Annotated in this window: 10 protein-coding genes and 1 pseudogene; 2 read left to right on the top strand and 9 right to left on the bottom strand. The window is 62.5% G+C overall.

Features of this window, described 5'->3' with window-relative positions; translation table 11 throughout:
- Window positions 1–2: 2 nt before the first annotated feature.
- The 9 genes from glgC to BSG20_RS11700 form a co-directional block, all read right to left on the bottom strand.
- The gene (gene glgC, locus BSG20_RS11740) at window positions 3–1,265 is read right to left on the bottom strand and encodes a glucose-1-phosphate adenylyltransferase (RefSeq protein ID WP_072375262.1); all 1,263 of its coding nucleotides are present in this window, start codon (window positions 1,263–1,265) and stop codon (window positions 3–5) included.
- Between the two features lie 20 nt (window positions 1,266–1,285).
- Window positions 1,286–3,493 carry a 1,4-alpha-glucan branching protein GlgB gene (gene glgB / locus BSG20_RS11735; RefSeq protein WP_072375259.1) on the bottom strand — a complete coding sequence of 736 codons (2,208 nt, stop codon included), beginning with the start codon at window positions 3,491–3,493 and terminating at the stop codon, window positions 1,286–1,288.
- A complete protein-coding gene (locus tag BSG20_RS11730) occupies window positions 3,490–5,952 on the bottom strand; it encodes a glycogen/starch/alpha-glucan phosphorylase (protein ID WP_072375256.1) in 2,463 nt (820 codons plus the stop codon). Before BSG20_RS11730 ends, glgB begins: the two co-directional genes overlap by 4 nt.
- Before the next feature lie 270 nt (window positions 5,953–6,222).
- The gene (locus BSG20_RS11725) at window positions 6,223–7,458 is read right to left on the bottom strand and encodes a TadE/TadG family type IV pilus assembly protein (protein ID WP_420884115.1); all 1,236 of its coding nucleotides are present in this window, start codon (window positions 7,456–7,458) and stop codon (window positions 6,223–6,225) included.
- A gap of 168 nt (window positions 7,459–7,626) precedes the next feature.
- Window positions 7,627–8,514, bottom strand: coding sequence for a transglutaminase family protein (locus BSG20_RS11720; RefSeq protein ID WP_072375250.1), 888 nt, complete (start codon window positions 8,512–8,514; stop codon window positions 7,627–7,629).
- Entirely contained in the window at window positions 8,511–10,928 is a 2,418-nt protein-coding gene (locus BSG20_RS11715; protein WP_072375247.1) for a circularly permuted type 2 ATP-grasp protein, read from the bottom strand. The genes BSG20_RS11720 and BSG20_RS11715 overlap by 4 nt, the downstream gene beginning before the upstream one ends.
- 13 nt (window positions 10,929–10,941) lie before the next feature.
- Window positions 10,942–14,262 (bottom strand): transglutaminase family protein, encoded by a 3,321-nt coding sequence (locus BSG20_RS11710; RefSeq protein WP_072375244.1) that lies wholly within the window; start codon window positions 14,260–14,262, stop codon window positions 10,942–10,944.
- A 111-nt stretch (window positions 14,263–14,373) separates the two neighbouring features.
- Window positions 14,374–15,756 (bottom strand): sensor histidine kinase, encoded by a 1,383-nt coding sequence (locus tag BSG20_RS11705; RefSeq protein WP_072375241.1) that lies wholly within the window; start codon window positions 15,754–15,756, stop codon window positions 14,374–14,376.
- Window positions 15,753–16,430, bottom strand: coding sequence for a response regulator (locus tag BSG20_RS11700; RefSeq protein WP_072375238.1), 678 nt, complete (start codon window positions 16,428–16,430; stop codon window positions 15,753–15,755). The genes BSG20_RS11705 and BSG20_RS11700 overlap by 4 nt, the downstream gene beginning before the upstream one ends.
- 137 nt (window positions 16,431–16,567) lie before the next feature.
- On the opposite strand from BSG20_RS11700, the gene BSG20_RS11695 reads away from it, so the two are divergent.
- Together BSG20_RS11695 and BSG20_RS37335 are read left to right on the top strand one after the other, a co-directional pair.
- Window positions 16,568–16,966, top strand: coding sequence for a MerR family transcriptional regulator (locus tag BSG20_RS11695; protein ID WP_093041134.1), 399 nt, complete (start codon window positions 16,568–16,570; stop codon window positions 16,964–16,966).
- Between the two features lie 36 nt (window positions 16,967–17,002).
- Window positions 17,003–17,269, top strand: a pseudogene (locus BSG20_RS37335) (IS110 family RNA-guided transposase); the annotation flags it as partial.

Below are 17,269 nucleotides of genomic sequence, written 5' to 3'. Positions count from 1 at the left end.
TGTCAAAGATCCAGCTTGTCGATCATCGGCTGCGTGATGAGGCAAATTCCGCTCTCGGTGCGCCGGAACCGCTTGGCATCGAGTTCCGGGTCCTCGCCGACGACAAGGCCTTCCGGGATGACGACGCCGTGATCGATCACGACGTCCCTGAGTTGTGCGTGACGGCCGACCTTCACGCTCGGCAGGACGACCGCTCCCTCCAGCTTGGAATAGGAGTTGGCGCGCACACCGGTGAACAGAAGGCTCCTGTTGAGCGTCGCGCCCGATATGATGCAGTCGCCCGCCACGACGGACGAGGTCGCCGAGCCACGGCGGTCCTCGTCGTCATGGACGAATTTTGCCGGCGGCGAGATTTCTGCGTAGGTCCAGATCGGCCAGGACTTGTCGTAGATATCCAGTTCCGGAACGATCGCGGTGAGGTCGATGTTGGCCTGCCAATAGGCATCGATCGTCCCAACGTCGCGCCAATAGGGCTCGTGCTCGAAATCGGAGCGGACGCAGGATTGCGCGAAGCGGTGGGCGACGGCCTTACCGTTCTTGACGATGTAGGGGATGATGTCCTTGCCGAAGTCCTTGCTGGAGTTCGGGTCGGCGGCGTCGCGGCGCAACGCATCGATCAGGAACTTCGTGTGGAACACGTAAATGCCCATGGAGGCCAGTGCAAAATCCGGCTTGTCGGGAATGCCCGGCGGGTCGGCAGGCTTCTCGATGAAGTCGATGATCCAATCGTTCTGGTCGACATGCATGACGCCGAAACCGACGGCCTCCATGCGCGGCACTTCCAGGCAGCCGATCGTGACGTCGGCGCCCGAATCGACATGCTGCTGCAGCATGTATTCGTAGTCCATCTTGTAGACATGGTCGCCGGCAAGGATGACCATGTATTCGACGCCATAATCCTCGATGATGTCGATGTTCTGGTAGACGGCGTCGGCCGTGCCTTCATACCACTGCGTCTCGGAGACGCGCTGGGAGGCCGGCAGAATGTCGAAGCTCTCGTTTCGCTCGGGGCGGAAGAAGTTCCAGCCGCGCTGCATGTGGCGGATCAGCGAGTGCGCCTTGTACTGGGTGGCGACGCCGATGCGGCGGATGCCCGAGTTCAGGGCATTCGACAACGCGAAGTCGATGATGCGGGTCTTGCCGCCGAAGTAGACGGCCGGCTTGGCGCGGCGATCGGTGAGCTCCTTGAGGCGGCTTCCCCGACCGCCTGCGAGAACATAGGCCATTGCGTCGCGGGCAAGTGGCTGAACACGTTTTTCTACCATTTTTATCCTCCCACCAGTCTTCAGTTCTCAGGTTCAAGCATGATCGTCGCCAGAGGCGGCAAGGTGATCGATGCGGCGATGTTGCCGCCGGCATTGACGGCCTGAACGCGACCGCCATTGCCCTTGCCGCTGCCGCCGTAGATGTCGGCATCGGTATTCAGAATCTCGCGCCACCGCCCCTCGATCGGTAGGCGCACTGTGTAGTTCTCGCGATAAACCGGTGTCAGATTGCAGATCACGGCAACCGGCTTTTCGCCCGGCGCCTTGCGTAGCCAGGCGAAGACGGAATTCTCGTGGTCGTCGGCAATCAGCCATTCGAAGCCGTCGCCCTCGCAATCGCGCGCATGCAGCGCCGGCTTGCTGCGGTAGGTGAAGTTGAGGTCGCGCACCAGCCGGCGCATGCCCTCGTGCATACGATACTGCAGCAGGTTCCAGTCGAGCGATGTCGCCTCGTTCCACTCGCTCCACTGTGCAAATTCCTGACCCATGAACAGCAGCTTCTTGCCCGGATAGCCCCACATGAAGGCGTAGTAGGCACGCAGGTTGGCGAACTTTTGCCAATCGTCGCCAGGCATCTTGGCGATCAGCGAGCCCTTTCCATGCACCACCTCATCATGGGAGAGCGGCAGCACGAAGTTCTCCGAATAGGCGTAGAGCAGGCCGAAGGTCAGCTCGTTGTGATGATGTTTGCGGTGGATCGGCTCGCGGCTCATGTAGCTCAGCGTGTCGTGCATGAAGCCCATGTTCCACTTGAAGCCGAAGCCGAGGCCGCCTTCGTGAACCGGCTGCGAGACCTTCGGCCAGGACGTCGACTCCTCGGCGATGGTCATCACGCCGGGATGCTCGGCGTAGATGCGGGTGTTCATGTTCTGCAGGAAGCGAACGGCTTCCAGATTCTCGTTGCCGCCATACTCATTCGGAATCCATTCGCCGTGCTTGCGGGAATAGTCGAGATAGAGCATCGAGGCAACGGCATCGACGCGCAGGCCGTCGAGATGGAACTTCTCGGCCCAATAGAGCGCGTTGTTGACGAGGTAGGAAATGACTTCGGTGCGACCGAAATTGTAGATCGCGGTGTTCCAATCGGGATGGAAGCCCTTGCGCGGGTCTTCGTGCTCGTAGAGCGCCGTGCCGTCGAACCAGCCGAGACCGTGTTCGTCGGTCGGGAAATGGGCGGGCACCCAATCGAGGATGACGCCAAGGCCGACCTTGTGGCAGCCGTTGACGAAGCGGGCGAAACCCTCAGGCTCGCCGAAGCGGGCGGTAGGGGCATAGAGCCCGGTCGTCTGGTATCCCCAGGACGGATCATAGGGGTGCTCGGTAATGGGCAGGAACTCTATGTGAGTGAAGCCCATGTCGACGCAGTAGGGGATCAGCCGGGATGCCAACTCGTCCCAGGAGAGAAACGTGCTGTCGTCACGCCGCTGCCACGAACCGGCATGAACCTCGTAGATTGAAATCGGCTGACGACGCTTGTCGGTCTCACTCCAGTGCTTCAGATGCGCTTCGTCGTCCCATTCCTGCAGCAGTTCGGACGCCGCGACCGAGGCCGTCTTCGGGCGCAACTCGCTGCGACGGGCAAACGGATCGGCCTTCAACGGCAGCAGAACTCCGTCGTGGCCGCGAATTTCGAATTTGTAGGCGACGTCCGTCGCAACATCCGGGGCGAAGATCTCCCAGATACCGGCGCCGGAGCGGAAACGCATTACATGGCGGCGGCCGTCCCAGCCGTTGAAATCACCGACGACGGAGACACGCTGGGCATTCGGTGCCCAGACCGCGAAATGGATGCCCTGTGCGCCCTCGTGCTTGATCCAATGCGCACCCATCTTGTCGAAGAGGCGCAGGTGGGAACCCTCGCGCACGTAGTAGTCATCCATCGGTCCGAGGACCGGCCCGAAGCTGTAGGGGTCGGTCACGGCCCATTCGGCGTCGCCGCGCCGCGCGCGGTAGCGCACCGGCTGCAGCTTCGTCAACGAAACCTGTCCGGCGAAAAAGCCGTCCGGATGCTGCCGGCTCAGTTCTCCAATGACGCTGCCGTCGAGGGCCATCGCTGTTACCTCTTCGGCACCGGCAATGAAGCAGCGGGCGACATAGGCATCGCCCGATTTGTGAACGCCGAGAACGGCGAAAGGGTTGGAATGCGACCCTGCGAGGATTGCCGCTATTTCGTCTGCCGAAATCTCCCAGGGAAGTCTGACTTCAAGGGTGGCTTTCGGCGTTTTCATCCGGCTCTCCAGATTTCCTTGGCATATTGGCGTATCGTGCGGTCGGACGAGAACCAGCCCATCCGCGCCGTGTTGCAGATCGCCTTCGAATTCCACACGGATGGATCGGTCCAGAGCTGGTCGACATCGCGCTGGGCCTGGGCGTAGGCATCGAAATCGGCCGCCACCATGAACCAGTCATGGGCATAGATGCCCTCGATCAACGCCGAGTATCGGTTTCGGTCGTCGTGCGAGAAGACGCCGGAACTGATGGCCTGCAGGGCCTGGGACAGTTCGCGAGAGGCCTCGATGATGGCGCGGGGATTGTGTCCGTCGGCACGGGCCGCAGCGACCTCATCGGCGCGCAGGCCGAAGATGATGATGTTGTCCTCACCGACATGATCGCGCATCTCGACATTGGCGCCATCAAGCGTGCCGATTGTCAGCGCGCCGTTGAGGGCAAACTTCATGTTACCGGTACCCGATGCCTCCATCCCGGCCGTCGAGATCTGCTCGGAAAGGTCGGCAGCCGGCACCATGACCTCGGCCAGCGAGACGTTGTAGTTCGGTACGAACACGATCTTCAGCAGGCCGCGGACGGCCGGGTCGTTGTTGATCGTGCGGGCGACATCGTTGATCAGTTTGATGATCAGCTTAGCATTGTGATAGCTCGGCGCCGCCTTGCCGGCGAAGAGCTTGACGCGCGGTACCCAGTCCAACTCAGGATGCGAGCGGATCTGGTCATAAAGGGCGACGGCCTCGATGATGTTGAGCAACTGGCGCTTGTATTCGTGGATGCGCTTGATCTGGATATCGAACATCGCCGACGGATCGAGCTTGATGCCCATGCGGCTGGCGACAAGATTGGACAACGCCACCTTGTTGGCACGCTTCACCGCCGCAAACTTCTCCTGGAAGCTTGCATCGTTCGCGAACTTGTCAAGCGGCTTCAGCTTTTCGGCATCATCAAGGAAGTCGTCGCCGATCGCCTCGCGGATCAGCGAGGTCAGGCCGGGATTGCACTGCTGCAGCCAGCGGCGCGGCGTGATGCCGTTCGTCTTGTTGTTGATGCGGTCGGGATAAAGCTTGTGCAGGTCGGCAAAGACCGTGACCTTCATCAGGTCGGTGTGCAGCGCCGAGACGCCGTTGATCGAATGGGCGCCAACGAAGGCGAGATTGCCCATGCGCACCCGGCGTTCGCCGCTTTCCTCGATCAGCGAAATCGAGCGGATTTCCGTCTCGGAGAAAGTCTTGGTCTTGCGCGCTTCGACCAGCACCTTGGCGTTGATCGCGTAGATGATCTGCATGTGGCGCGGCAGCAGACGCTCGAAGAGCGGGATCGGCCAGCTTTCGAGCGCTTCAGGCAGGAGCGTGTGATTGGTGTAGCCGATCGTGCCGCGGGTGATGTCCCAGGCCTGGTCGAACTCCAGGCCATGCACGTCGCACAGCAGCCGCACGAGCTCGGCGACGGAGACGGCCGGGTGCGTATCATTCAGCTGGATCGCAACCTTGTCGGGCAGCGAGGTGAAGTCGTCATACTGCTGCAGATGACGGCGCAGGATGTCCTGCAGGGATGCGGAGGAGAAGAAGAACTCCTGGCGCAGGCGCAGCTCCTGGCCGGCAGCTGTCGCATCGGCCGGATAGAGGACACGCGTCAGGCTTTCCGCCTTGTTGCTTTCGCGCAGCGCGCCGATGTGATCCCCGGCGTTGAAGGCATCGAGCAGGATCGGGTCTATCGGCTGCGCCGACCAGAGACGCAGCGTGTTGACGCGCTTGCCCCGCCAGCCGACCACAGGCGTGTCGAAGGCTGCGGCAATGACACGCTCGGCCGGTTTCCACACGTAGCGGGGCTCGCCCTCGGGGTTGTTGACGACATCCACCGTGCCACCGAAGCCGATTTCGTAAGCGCTTTCGCGGCGCTCGAACTCCCAGGGGTTGCCGTGTGCCAGCCAGCTCTCCGGCAGCTCCACCTGCCAGCCGTCGGCAAGCTGCTGACGGAAGAGGCCGTGCACATAGCGGATGCCGTAGCCATAGGCAGGCACCTCGACGGTCGCCATGCTTTCCATGAAACAGGCGGCGAGACGACCGAGGCCGCCGTTGCCGAGCGCGGCGTCGGGCTCCAGGCCGGCGATGACGGAAACATCGACGCCGAGCGAGGCGAGCGCGTCGCGAACCTGTTCCATGAGACCGAGGTTCGAGACAGCATCGCGCATCAGGCGCCCAATGAGGAATTCGAGCGAGAGGTAGTAAACGCGCTTGTCGCCGGTCGCATAGACCCTGCGGGTCGATTCCATCCACTTGTCGATGATGCGGTCGCGCAGAACGAGGATCGTGGCAGTCAGCCAGTCATGGGGCTTGGCGACCTTCGCATCCTTGCCGATGCGATAGGTCAGGCGCTCGATGATTTCTTCGGCGAGAATTTCAGGCTTGGAACTGCGGGGGGCGGGGGAAGGGATGGTCGGCTTCGAAACGGTGTTCATCGTCAGTCCTCGCCAATTCTGTTTGGTTTCAGTACGTTATGCCAATTTCAATCGGTTTACCACGCACTAAAGACGCAGTTTATGCATCGTTACAACGCACTTGCAACAAGGGAATTACCCAAGCGAGAAAATTGACAGAGCTCGGTACCGGGCCGCGGAAAGGACTTGATCTCAATCGGTTTTCCGATTTTGATAGGCGCGTTTTTGAAACGAAAAGCCGCTCCGGTTGGTTCCGGAGCGGCTTATTTGTTGGGAAGCTGCGCGAAGAGATCAGTTGATCAAGCGTGTCTTCTGGTCGGAGGTCTTTGCGCCGATCTCCTTGAAGGCGGCGAGGAGATCGGACATGCTTTCTGCCTTGAAGTAGTGATTGTCGTCTGTCGCGCAATACTTCAACAGCGCCTGGCCATTCGTAGGCGCCATGAAGGCGACCGTGTAGATCTCAATGCCATCGCCCTTCGCTTTATCGCACGTGGCCCTCGTCAACGTGTCATATGAGCGGCCGCCTGACGCATCATTGTTGTTGTCGCCGTCCGTCATGAAGACAATATATTTCTTCGGCGTCTGGCCCGTTTTCGCGTGGTGCAGAGCGTTTTCGTTGTCGTTGCCGGCGTTGTTCTTCGCCATCAGCGAGCCATAGGCCATACTCACCGCGCCGCTGGAATTCGTGCCATTCGCCGCCGAGAGCGCGTTGACATAGGTCGTCACGGCACTGGTTCCCCAGGCGAGCGTGGTTTCCGGATAGGTGATGAGATCGTAGGAGACCGCACCGGTGCGGGAGTAGATGTGTGTTGGGTCAGCCTTGTCGAGCTCGGTCGTCAAGTTGCCGACCGCGAGCTTCAGGGCTTCTATCTTGGTGTAGTAGTTTGTGCGCGTGCCGGTGCACTTGTTCGTCCACTTGCCCTTGTCGTTCCAGTGGTAGTCGCAATTATACGTATATGATTCAGTTGGGGTAGCTGCGTTGGTGGTTGTCGTGTCGTCGCCCATCGAGCCCGATTTGTCGAGTGCGAGAAAGATCGAGACGGAACCCTGCTTCTCGGAGTAGCCGCTCGACGTCTGGCTTCCTGCGCCGATATTGGTGGTCTTGAAGCCGATGACCTGCGCCAGGCCGCTCAGGTCCATGCTGTAGGACGATGAGACGCTGACGCTGTAGCTTGTGCCACCGTTGGAGGTCGTCTTGGTCGCCGTGGCGGTCGTAGCATCCCTCAGCGCGGTCGTGTCGCCAATGAAGTTTGCCATCTGACCGGCAACGAAATCCTTGGCGAAGGCGGAGGCGGTCGTTGTGTCGATTTTCCCGTCAGCAAGGGCAGCGGCGGTGGCAAGCGCAGCTGCATCGGACGCTTCCTGCAACTGATGCTTGGCCATCGCAGCGTTCGTGATGTCGACCGCAAGCGCGCCTGCTCCAATCGTAACCGGCAGCAGAATTGCGCTTATGATCCCGAAATTGCCATGCCGGTCGTTCCGCAGCCGAGACAGGCTCGACTTCAGCGAATGCAAGGTGCTCATCATGTTCACCTGAGTTAGTGCCCCAATAATGGCTAACTCATGCGCCTCAATTCTTGAGGTCACCTTTATCAAGTCGTTAAGATTCTAACGGAATGTCACTTTCTTGTGCGCAGCCTCGGTGAGAACGCCTTCCCTGAGGCATGTGCTGCGCCAACACGCCTACCGGATCAATCATCCCAGCGGGATGACATCCACCGCCTGGACGGCGCGTTGGCCGCCGTAGCTTTTCAGTACGCCGATGACTGGCGCGACGTCGGCGTAGTCGCGGCCGTAGGCAACGACGATATGGTCCGTGCCAGCCGGGATATTGTTTGTCGGATCGAGTTCGACCCAGCCGATCGTTTCGCCGCACCAGACCCTGACCCAGGCGTGCATGGCGTCGGCGCCCTCCAGCCGTTCCTTGCCGGGAGGCGGAATGGTGCGCAGGAAGCCGGAGACATAGCCTGCCGGAATGCCGAGGCTGCGCAGCGCAAGGATCATGATATGGACGAAGTCCTGGCAGACGCCGCTCCTCAACTGGAAGGCTTCGAGCGGGGTGGTGTCCACAGTCGTCGCATCGGCGTCGTAGGTGAAATCCTGATGGATTTTGGCGCAGAGGGCAGTCGCAATCTGCAGCACGGTCAATGACGGTTCGGCGCAGGCTCTCGCATATTGCGAGATCGCGCGCGTTTCCAGCAGGCGGGGACTATTGCCGAGAAAATGGTGCGGAGCGTCAGGCTTCAGCGACCAGACACCCGCGACCTCGTCCGGAAGCTTCGCCAGCACGGGGGAGAAATCCGCCGCGATCGAATGGCTCTCCACCTGGACGCGGGCCTGCATCCGAATGTCCAGCTTCTCATGCGGCGCTCGCAGCATGAAGGAGGTTGCAGGATGTTCGAAGAAATCGATGAAGTGCGCCTGCTCGTCGGGCGTCGGCGAGACCTTGATCGAGCCGGCAATCAGCCGCTGGCGGTTCGGCAGCGACAATGGCATCAGCCGCATGATATGGCGCGCGCCGGAGGCCGGCGTGTCGTAAATGTAGCCCATGTGCAGCGAGAGGTCATAGAGCACGCGCGTCACCCGAGATATGTGCGGGCAAGAAGGTCGGACAGCAGTTCCAGCTCGCGTTCGAGGCGGCGATAGACGTCGACGCTCATCGTCTCCGGCGTCATCACCGCAAGGCCGGAGTGCAGACGCATCGCTTCGCGGTAGAAGGGCGACATCTGGCCGTTGACGAGCGCATTCGGCAGTTGTTCGACCTCACGGTGGATCTCATTCATCTGGAAGAGAATCGAGCGCGGGTTGAGCGGATCGAGCGCCAGAAGATCGGTCACCGTCAGGCGGGCGGTGTTGACGTTGTAGCGACGGCGATGGGTCATCACGCTGTCGCCGATTTCGAGCAGCATGTCGAGCGCCCCGTCCGGGGCGTCCGTACCCGACATGTGGCCGAGCAGACGCGTCATGTGCAGGCCGCGCTCGATATGGCGACCGAGCGAGAGAAAGCGCCAGCCGGTGAAGCGATACATGTTCTCGTGCACCAGACCGGCGAAGCCCGCGAGTTTGCGCAGCAGGATCGTCATGGCATGGCTGGCATCGTCGCCCGGCGAGATCGTGTCGTGGAAGCGGTGCGCGGTCTTGGCGAGATCGGTCAGCGCCAACCAGCCGTCCGGCGAGAAGCGGTCGCGGATGTTGCTGGCCGAATAGACGGCGCTGTCGATGTTGCGCAGCAGTGTGTTTGGCACCGCATCTTCGGTGTCGATGTCGACGGCGGCCAGATAGGCCGTCACGTCGGCCAGCAACGGCTGGCCCGGGTCGGCGGCCTCGGCAAAGCGGGCGTGCCAGGCGCGCAGGATGCGCAGCGCGCCTTCCGCGCGTTCGATGTAGCGGCCAAGCCAGAAAAGGTTGTCGGCTGCGCGGCTCGGCAGGCTGCCCGGCATGTTGCGGGTAAAGCTGCCTTCCGCGGGCAGCAACGTGTGGCGTTCCACCGGCCTGTCGCTGACGATCCACACGTCGGCGGCCGCACCGCCCGATTGCATGGCGATAGCCGAAACGTCATCGCTGCCGCCGATGCGGGCAAAGCCGCCGGGCATGATCTGCCAGCCATTGGCCGTGCGGGCAGCAAAGACGCGCAAGGACATCGGCCGCGGCGTGAGCTTGCCGTCAATCCAGGCCGGCGTCGTCGACAGCGTCACGACTTCTTGGCCGACGAGTTTTGCGCCGTCGGACTCCAGCCAATCGCCGATCGAGTCCTTGGCGGCGGCACGCAAGGTCGAGCCGAGCACGGATTCGCCGCTGTCGTCGAAGAAGGGCGCGCGCGAATAGGCCGGGCCGATCACCATCTTCTCGATGTTCTCAGCCACATGCCCGCGCTCATCCTTCTGACCGCACCACCACGTCGCGATCGACGGAAGCTTCAGTTCTTCGCCGAACAGCCGGCGACAGATCGTCGGCATGAAGGCAAGCAGCGCGCGTGTTTCGATGATGCCGCTGCCGAGCGCGTTGACGATTGTCACGCTTTCCGCCCGGAGGGCCTCGACGAGGCCGGGCGTGCCGATATGCGAATTCTGGTTCAGCTCCAGCGGGTCGGCATAGGCTGAATCGAGGCGGCGCCAGAGCACGGTAATCGGCTTCAAGCCGGAAACGGTGCGGACCATGACCTTGCCGTTGACGACGGTCAGGTCTTCGCCTTCGAGCAGCATGAAGCCAAGATAACGGGCGATGTAGGCGTGCTCGTAATAGGTTTCGTTGGCGGGACCTGGCGTCAGGACGGCGATGCGGTCGTCGCCGCTGTGCTTCATGCCTTGCAGCGAATCGCGGAATGCGCCGAAGAAAGAGGCCAGCCGATGCACCGGCGTTTCGGCGTAAATGTCGGAGAAAGCGCGGGTTGTCGCGACGCGGTTTTCGAGCGCAAAGCCTGCGCCTGATGGCGCCTGGGTGCGGTCGGCCAGCACCCACCAGTTGCCGTCGGGCCCGCGGCCGATCTCGAAAGCGCAAAAATGCAGGTAGTGGCCGCCAGCCGGGGTGATGCCGACGAGCGGACGCTGATACTCCGGATTGGCGGCGATCAGCGCGGGTGGCAGCACGCCTTGCGCGACGAGCCGGTTCTGGCCGTAGATGTCGGCCACGATCGCCTCCAGCAGGTCGGCGCGCTGCACCAGGCCAGCCGTGACCACCTCCCATTCGCGCGCATCGATCAAGACAGGCACATGCGAAAGCGGCCAGGAACGCTCGGCGCTGCCAGTGCTGCCATAGGCGCGATAGAAAACGCCGGCATCGCGCAGATAACGATCGGCGCGGGTGAAGCGCTCGGTCAGATCCTTTTCGGGCATGCTGCTGAGATGCGCGAAGAAGCGCTGCCAGACCGGCCGGATGGCGCCGTTGGTGTCGACCATTTCGTCGGCGACGCCAGGCAGGGGAGCATAGCCAAGTACCGCATCGTTGCCGGTGCGCTCGCGTGGCTCTTCCCTCAGTTCTAGCGTCGGTTTTTTGCCCATTTCACCCTAACGTCTAAATTCCCACCGGTCGTCGAAGATCCAGCGTTAGCGGGAATTCCGGCGACGCTGTTTCGGCGCGCGAGATATAACCGCCTGCCGTATGCCCCCACGGCTCGAATCGCGCCAGACGCCTTGCTTCCGCTTCGTTACCATTGACAGGGAAGGTGTCATAGCTACGCCCGCCGGGATGGGCAACATGATAGATGCAGCCGCCGATCGAACGCTTCGACCACGTATCATAAATGTCGAAGGTCAGCGGCGTGTTGACCGGCAGAAGCGGGTGCAATCCCGACGCCGGCTGCCAGGCCTTGAAGCGGACGCCGGCGACGGAGACGCCCGCCGTGCCGGTCGGCGTCAGCGGCACGGTGCGGCCGTTGCAGGTGACGGTGTAGCGCGAGGCATTGCTGGTCTCGAGGCGAACCTGCAGGCGCTCGACGGAGCTGTCGACATAGCGCACGGTGCCGCCGATCGCCCCTTCCTCGCCCATGACGTTCCAAGGTTCCAGCGCCTGGCGCAGTTCCAGCTTCGAGCCCTCGTATTCGACCTCGCCGCAGAAGGGGAAGCGGAATTCGAGCTGCGCCTTGAACCATTCGGGACGGACGTCGAAGCCGTTCTGCCTGAGATCGCCGAGCACGTCGAGGAAATCGGCCCAGACGAAGTGCGGCAGCATGAAGCGGTCGTGCAGCGTCGTTCCCCAGCGCACGAACCTGCCATCGGCAGGGTTCTGCCAGAAACGGGCGATCAGCGCGCGCACCATCAATTGCTGGGCAAGTGACATGCGGGCGTTTGGCGGCATTTCGAAACCGCGGAACTCGACGAGGCCGAGACGGCCGGTCGGGCCATCCGGGGAGAATAGCTTGTCGATACAGATTTCGGCGCGGTGGGTGTTGCCCGTCACATCGATCAGCGTGTTGCGAAACAGGCGGTCGGTGATCCATGGGAGCGGCGCCGCACCGTGGCCGGGCGCCGGGATCTGCGCAAGCGCCGTCTCCAGCTCGTAGAGGCTGTCGTGGCGGGCCTCGTCGATGCGCGGCGCCTGGCTGGTCGGGCCGATGAACATGCCTGAGAACAGGTAGGAGAGCGAGGGATGGCGCTGCCAGTGAAGCACCAGGCTCTTCAACAGGTCGGGACGGCGCAAGAACGGGCTGTCGCCTGGATTGGCGCCGCCGACGACCACGTGGTTGCCGCCGCCGGTGCCGGTGTGGCGACCGTCGATCATGAATTTGTCGGCGCCAAGCCGGGTCTGGCGCGCCTCCTCATAGACCGTCGTCGTGATGTCGACGCAGTCCTGCCAGTTGGAAGCGGGATGGATGTTGACCTCGATGACACCGGGGTCGGGGGCGACGCGGATGACGTTGATGCGCTCGTCATGCGGCGGCAAATAGCCTTCGATATGGACGGGCAGGCCGAGCTCGGCCGCGGCATTTTCAGCGGCGGCGATCAGTTCGAGATAATCCTCGATGCGCTCGACCGGCGGCATGAAGACGCAGAGCCTTCCGTCGCGCGGCTCGACCGAAATGGCGGTACGCACCGCGCCGCCGATTTCGCCGATCGTCTGCTCGACGCGGCTCTGGCTGCTGTCGTCGCTGTGGCGGGACGCTTCCGGCATGGCGCGGCCGGCGGGAACGAAGACCTCTGGCAGTGGCTGGCGAGGGATCGAGGGATCGGCTGGGTGGATATAGGGAAAGCGAGCCGGAGGGACATAGGGCAGCGTGCCGAGCGGCAGGCGATAGCCGACGGGGCTGTCGCCGGGCACGAGGAAGATCTTGCCGCGGCGGGTCTTCCACTTTTCGCTGACCCAGCGCTGGCCCGATGCCCTGGCGTTCCAGGCCTGAACCGGCAGAATGTAGCCGGTCGGCGTCGTCAGGCCGCGCTCGAAGACACGGGCGATGCGGCTGCGCTCTTCGGGGTCCTTCAGCTTGGAATTGGACGGATCAACATTTTCCGGCAGGCTGCCTTCCTTGATGATCCATTCGGCCGGATCCTCGTAGGCGGGAAGTACCATGTCGGTGTCGATCGCCAACTCGCGGGCGATCGCATTCAGCAGGTTGGAGGCGTCCTCGGCTTTGACACCGGTGTTCTTGCCTTCGCCGGCGATCAGCTCCGGGTTCTGCCAGATCGGCTTGCCGTCCTTGCGCCAGTAGAGCGAGAAGGTCCAGCGTGGCAGGCTTTCGCCCGGATACCACTTGCCCTGGCCGTAATGCAGAAAGCCGCCGGGGGCGAAGCGTTCGCGCAGCTTGCGGATCAGCTCGTCTGCCTTCTCGCGCTTGGTCGGGCCGACGGCGGCGGTGTTCCATTCCTCGGATTCGAAGTCGTCGATCGAGACGAAGGTCGGTTCGCCGCCCATGGTCAGACGAACGTCCTCGGCTTGAAGGATGCTATCGACCTTGGCGCCAAGTGCGTTGAGTTCGTCCCAGCTGTCGTCGGAGAAAGGCTTGGTGATACGCGGATGCTCGGCAACGCGCGACACCTTCATATCGAAGGCGAACTCGGTGTTGGCCTCGCCAAAGAGCGCACCGGAGATCGGGGCGGCGTTGCGATAGTGCGGGGTGGCGGCGAGCGGGATGTGGCTCTCCCCGGTCAGCAGCCCGGAGGTCGGGTCGAGGCCGACCCAGCCGGCGCCGGGCAGATAGACTTCGCACCAGGCATGCAGGTCGGTGAAATCGACCTCAGTGCCCGAGGGGCCGTCGAGCGCCTTCAGGTCTGGTGTCAGCTGGATCAGATAGCCGGAGACGAAGCGGGCGGCGAGCCCGAGATTGCGCAGGATTTCGACCAGCAGCCAGCTCGAATCGCGACAGGAGCCGAGGGCGAGCTTCAGCGTTTCCTCCGGCGTCTGGACGCCGGGCTCCATGCGGATGACGTATTCGATGTCTTCTTTCAGGCGGGCGTTGAGGCCGACGATGAAATCGATGGTGCGCACCGGCGTGCGGTCGATGCCGGAGACGTAAGCTGCCAGCGCCGGTGCCATCGGCTGCGGCTGCATGTAAATCTTCAGATCGTCCCTGATGTCGTCGGGATAGGAGAAGGGCCACGTCTCGGCGCTCTCTTCGATGAAGAAATCGAAGGGATTGTAGACCGTCATGTCGGCGACGAGGTCGACTTCGATCTTGAATTCGGTGACCGGGTCCGGAAACACGTACCGCGCAAGATAGTTGCCGTAGGGATCCTGCTGTAGATTCACGAAATGGTTGGACGGCGAGACCTTCAGCGCATGGCTGATCACCCGCGTCTTTGAATGCGAGGCCGGTTTCAGGCGGATGATCTGGGGTCCGAGGCGGACCGGCTTGTCGTATTTGTAGTGCGTCAGGTGATAGATGCTGGCTTTGATCGACATATCTTGCCTTATCTGGCGCCACATCTTCGTGCGGCATTTACTGTTCCCGGGCGTCAGTGTGTGCAATGCAGCGAAAGAATGCAAGGCGGTAAGGCCGAGCCGGCTAAGTCTTTAGGCAGCCTTCGCAAAGGTCACGGAGACTTTGAGGCCCTTGCGGTTCGCGCCAGGCTCCAGCGCCAGCGCCGCATTGAAGAGGCCGGCAATCTCCTCGACGATAGGCAGTCCGAGCCCGGCGCCCGGCGCACCCGAATCGCTGCCACGCGAAAAGCGCTGCCGGACGGTGGCCAGCTTGTCGGACGGGATGCCTGGTCCGTTATCTTCGACGTCGAGGCGGACAGTATCATCCGTCTCCGATATCCGAACCGTCACCTCTGCGCCGTTGCCGGCATAGGCGATTGCGTTTCCCGCGAGGTTGCGCAGTAGTTCGCCGATCAGAAGCGGCTCGGCGCGGACGAACGCAGGGCGGTCACCGTCGAATCCGAGATCGATGCCTGCCTCGGCGGCGGCCGGGATGAGCTCGCCGGTGATCTCCTGCGCGATGGCTGTCAGGTCGATGGAGGAGACCGTCAGCGCCTCCTTGGCCGTCGCCGCATCGATCTTCGCCATCAGCAACAATTGGGCGAGGATTCGTTCGGCGTGGGCGACGGCCTGGTCGCCTTTTAGGGCGGAGCCTTGCGCTTCGGCCAAGGTGCCGGCGCGGGCCGATAACGCGAGCTGCGTGCGGATAATCGCAAGCGGGGTGCGCAGCTGGTGGCTGGCGTTGCCGGTGAAGTTGCGAAGCGCATCGAGCGCCGACTCCAGACGCACCATGAAACCGTTTACCGTGTCGACCAGCGGCTGCACCTCACTCGGTACCGACTGTTCGATCGGGTGGAGGTCGTCGGGACTGCGCTCACCGATCGCGTCGCGCAGCTTGTAGAGGGGGCGCAGCGCAACGGTGACGGAGATCCAGACGATGACGGCGGCTCCTGCGATCATCAACGAGAGGCGGAGCGCGGAGCGGAAGAGGATGGCGCGGGCAAGCTGGCGGCGGGCAATCGTGGTTTCGGCGACGGTCACGGCGAAGGGCACTGAGCGGATGCCTGTCGAGGCCGAACGCTTGAGCGTTGCGACGCGGATCGGCTCGCCGCGGAAGGTATCGTCAGCGAAGGCGGCATTGTCGCCCACGGTTTCGGCAAGGACGGGAAGCGCCTGATAGCCCGTGATGAACTTCCCGGGCGGGCCGTCGACGCGGTAGAAGACGCGGTCCTGCGCGGCCGAGGTCAACATCTCCAGCGCGACATAGGGGATATCGACCTCGAGCGTGCCGTCCTCCGCAACGACGACGCGTTCTGCGATGGCAAGCGCGGAACCGGCCAGCACGCGATCCGATACGATGTTGGAGGTCTGCACGGCTTCGCGGTAGGTGTCGACCAGCGCGACCATGCCGATGATGGCGGTCGAGATCAGCAGCCAGAACAAGAGCCTTCGTCGGAGCGAATAGACCGTTGTCATGAGGCCTCGGGCAGCTTGTCGAGATAGTAGCCGATGCCACGCGCGGTCTTCACCGTGAGGCCGTAGGGCGACAGGCGCTTCCTCAGACGGCTGACATACTGCTCGATGGCATTGGCAGAAATGTCGTCGTCGAAAGCGGTCAGCGACTGAATGATCGCTTCCTTGGCGACGACCTTGCCGGCGCGCATGAAGAGGATCTCCAGAAGGCCGAGCTCGCGGGCGGGAATGTCCAATGGCGTCGAGCCGGCGGAGAAGGCGCGGGAGTTTAGATCAAGCGACACACCGCCGAAGCTGACCGTCGCCGAATGCAGACCGGCCTGCCGGCGTAGCAGAACCCGCACGCGCGCTTCGAATTCCGAAACATCGAAGGGCTTGATGAGGTAGTCGTCGGCGCCGAGATCGAGACCCTTGACGCGCTCTTCTGGCGCGCCGCGCGCCGTCAGGATAAGGACCGCCGACCGGTTCTGCCGGGCGCGCATGGCGCGCAGAACATCGAGGCCGTCCATCTCCGGCAGGTTCAGGTCGAGCACGACGAGATCGAAGGTCTCGGCTGCCGTCACGGCATTGGCAGAGGCGCCGTCATGCACGACATCGACGGCATGACCGGTGCCGCGCAGGATGGCCGAAAGCCCGTCGGCCAGCGCGATATTGTCCTCCACCAGTAGAATGCGCACGGATGTTCCCTTGGTTTTTGAAGAGGATACAGGCTGGTGCGGCCGATGTCACGAGGACGGGCGCGTCTCGTGATGGAGGAAAAACGTGCTTGAGCCGCCCCTTGGGTCATAGCCTATAAGGGGGCAATGGAGGTGCGATGACCGGACGAATCAACGAAAATCTCTGGCTGACGGCTGCCCAATGCGCCGAGCGGATGGGTCTTACGGTGCGGGCGCTGCGGCTCTATGAGGCGCGCGGTTTGATCAACCCGCGCCGGAAGAACTGGCGGTTGTACGGTCTTTCTGACATAGCGCGGTTGCATGAAATCCTGGCGCTGAAGCGCATGGGGCTAAGTCTCGCCCACATCACCCAATTGCTGGCGGGACGTGCGATCGATCTCGACCGGACGCTCGCCATGCAGCAGGCCGCCCTCGTCGCTTTACGCGACAGAGCCGAGGAGGGGCTCGCCCTCATTCGGGCATCGCGGCAGCGCATTGCAGGCGGCGAGCCGATCACCATCCACGACCTCATCAAGATAGCAAGGGAGGTGGCATGAAAGATGCCGCGCCCGTTGAGAGAACGGATCACTAGGATGCAGACGCTGATCGAGGGACAGTCACACTTCCAGCCTTTCGGCTTACCTTATTGGGGTTCACTAGATCTCAACAAGGGAGTTGGAAGCATGACTGCCTCTTATGATTACCATATCGGCGTGGACTACCACAAATCCTACAGTCACCTGGTGGTGCAGGACAGCAGCGGCAAGACGTTGCGCTCCGGCCGGGTGAAGAACGATCGCCAGTCGCTCGGTGGGTTTCTGGAACGCTACCGCGAGAACTCGCATGCCGTGGTCGAGGCC

It is taken from the genome of Rhizobium tibeticum (genome assembly GCF_900110205.1).
Taxonomy (GTDB): domain Bacteria; phylum Pseudomonadota; class Alphaproteobacteria; order Rhizobiales; family Rhizobiaceae; genus Rhizobium; species Rhizobium tibeticum.
Note: the sequence above shows the minus strand (reverse complement) of the source record. Positions and strands in the feature narration are given on the sequence as shown.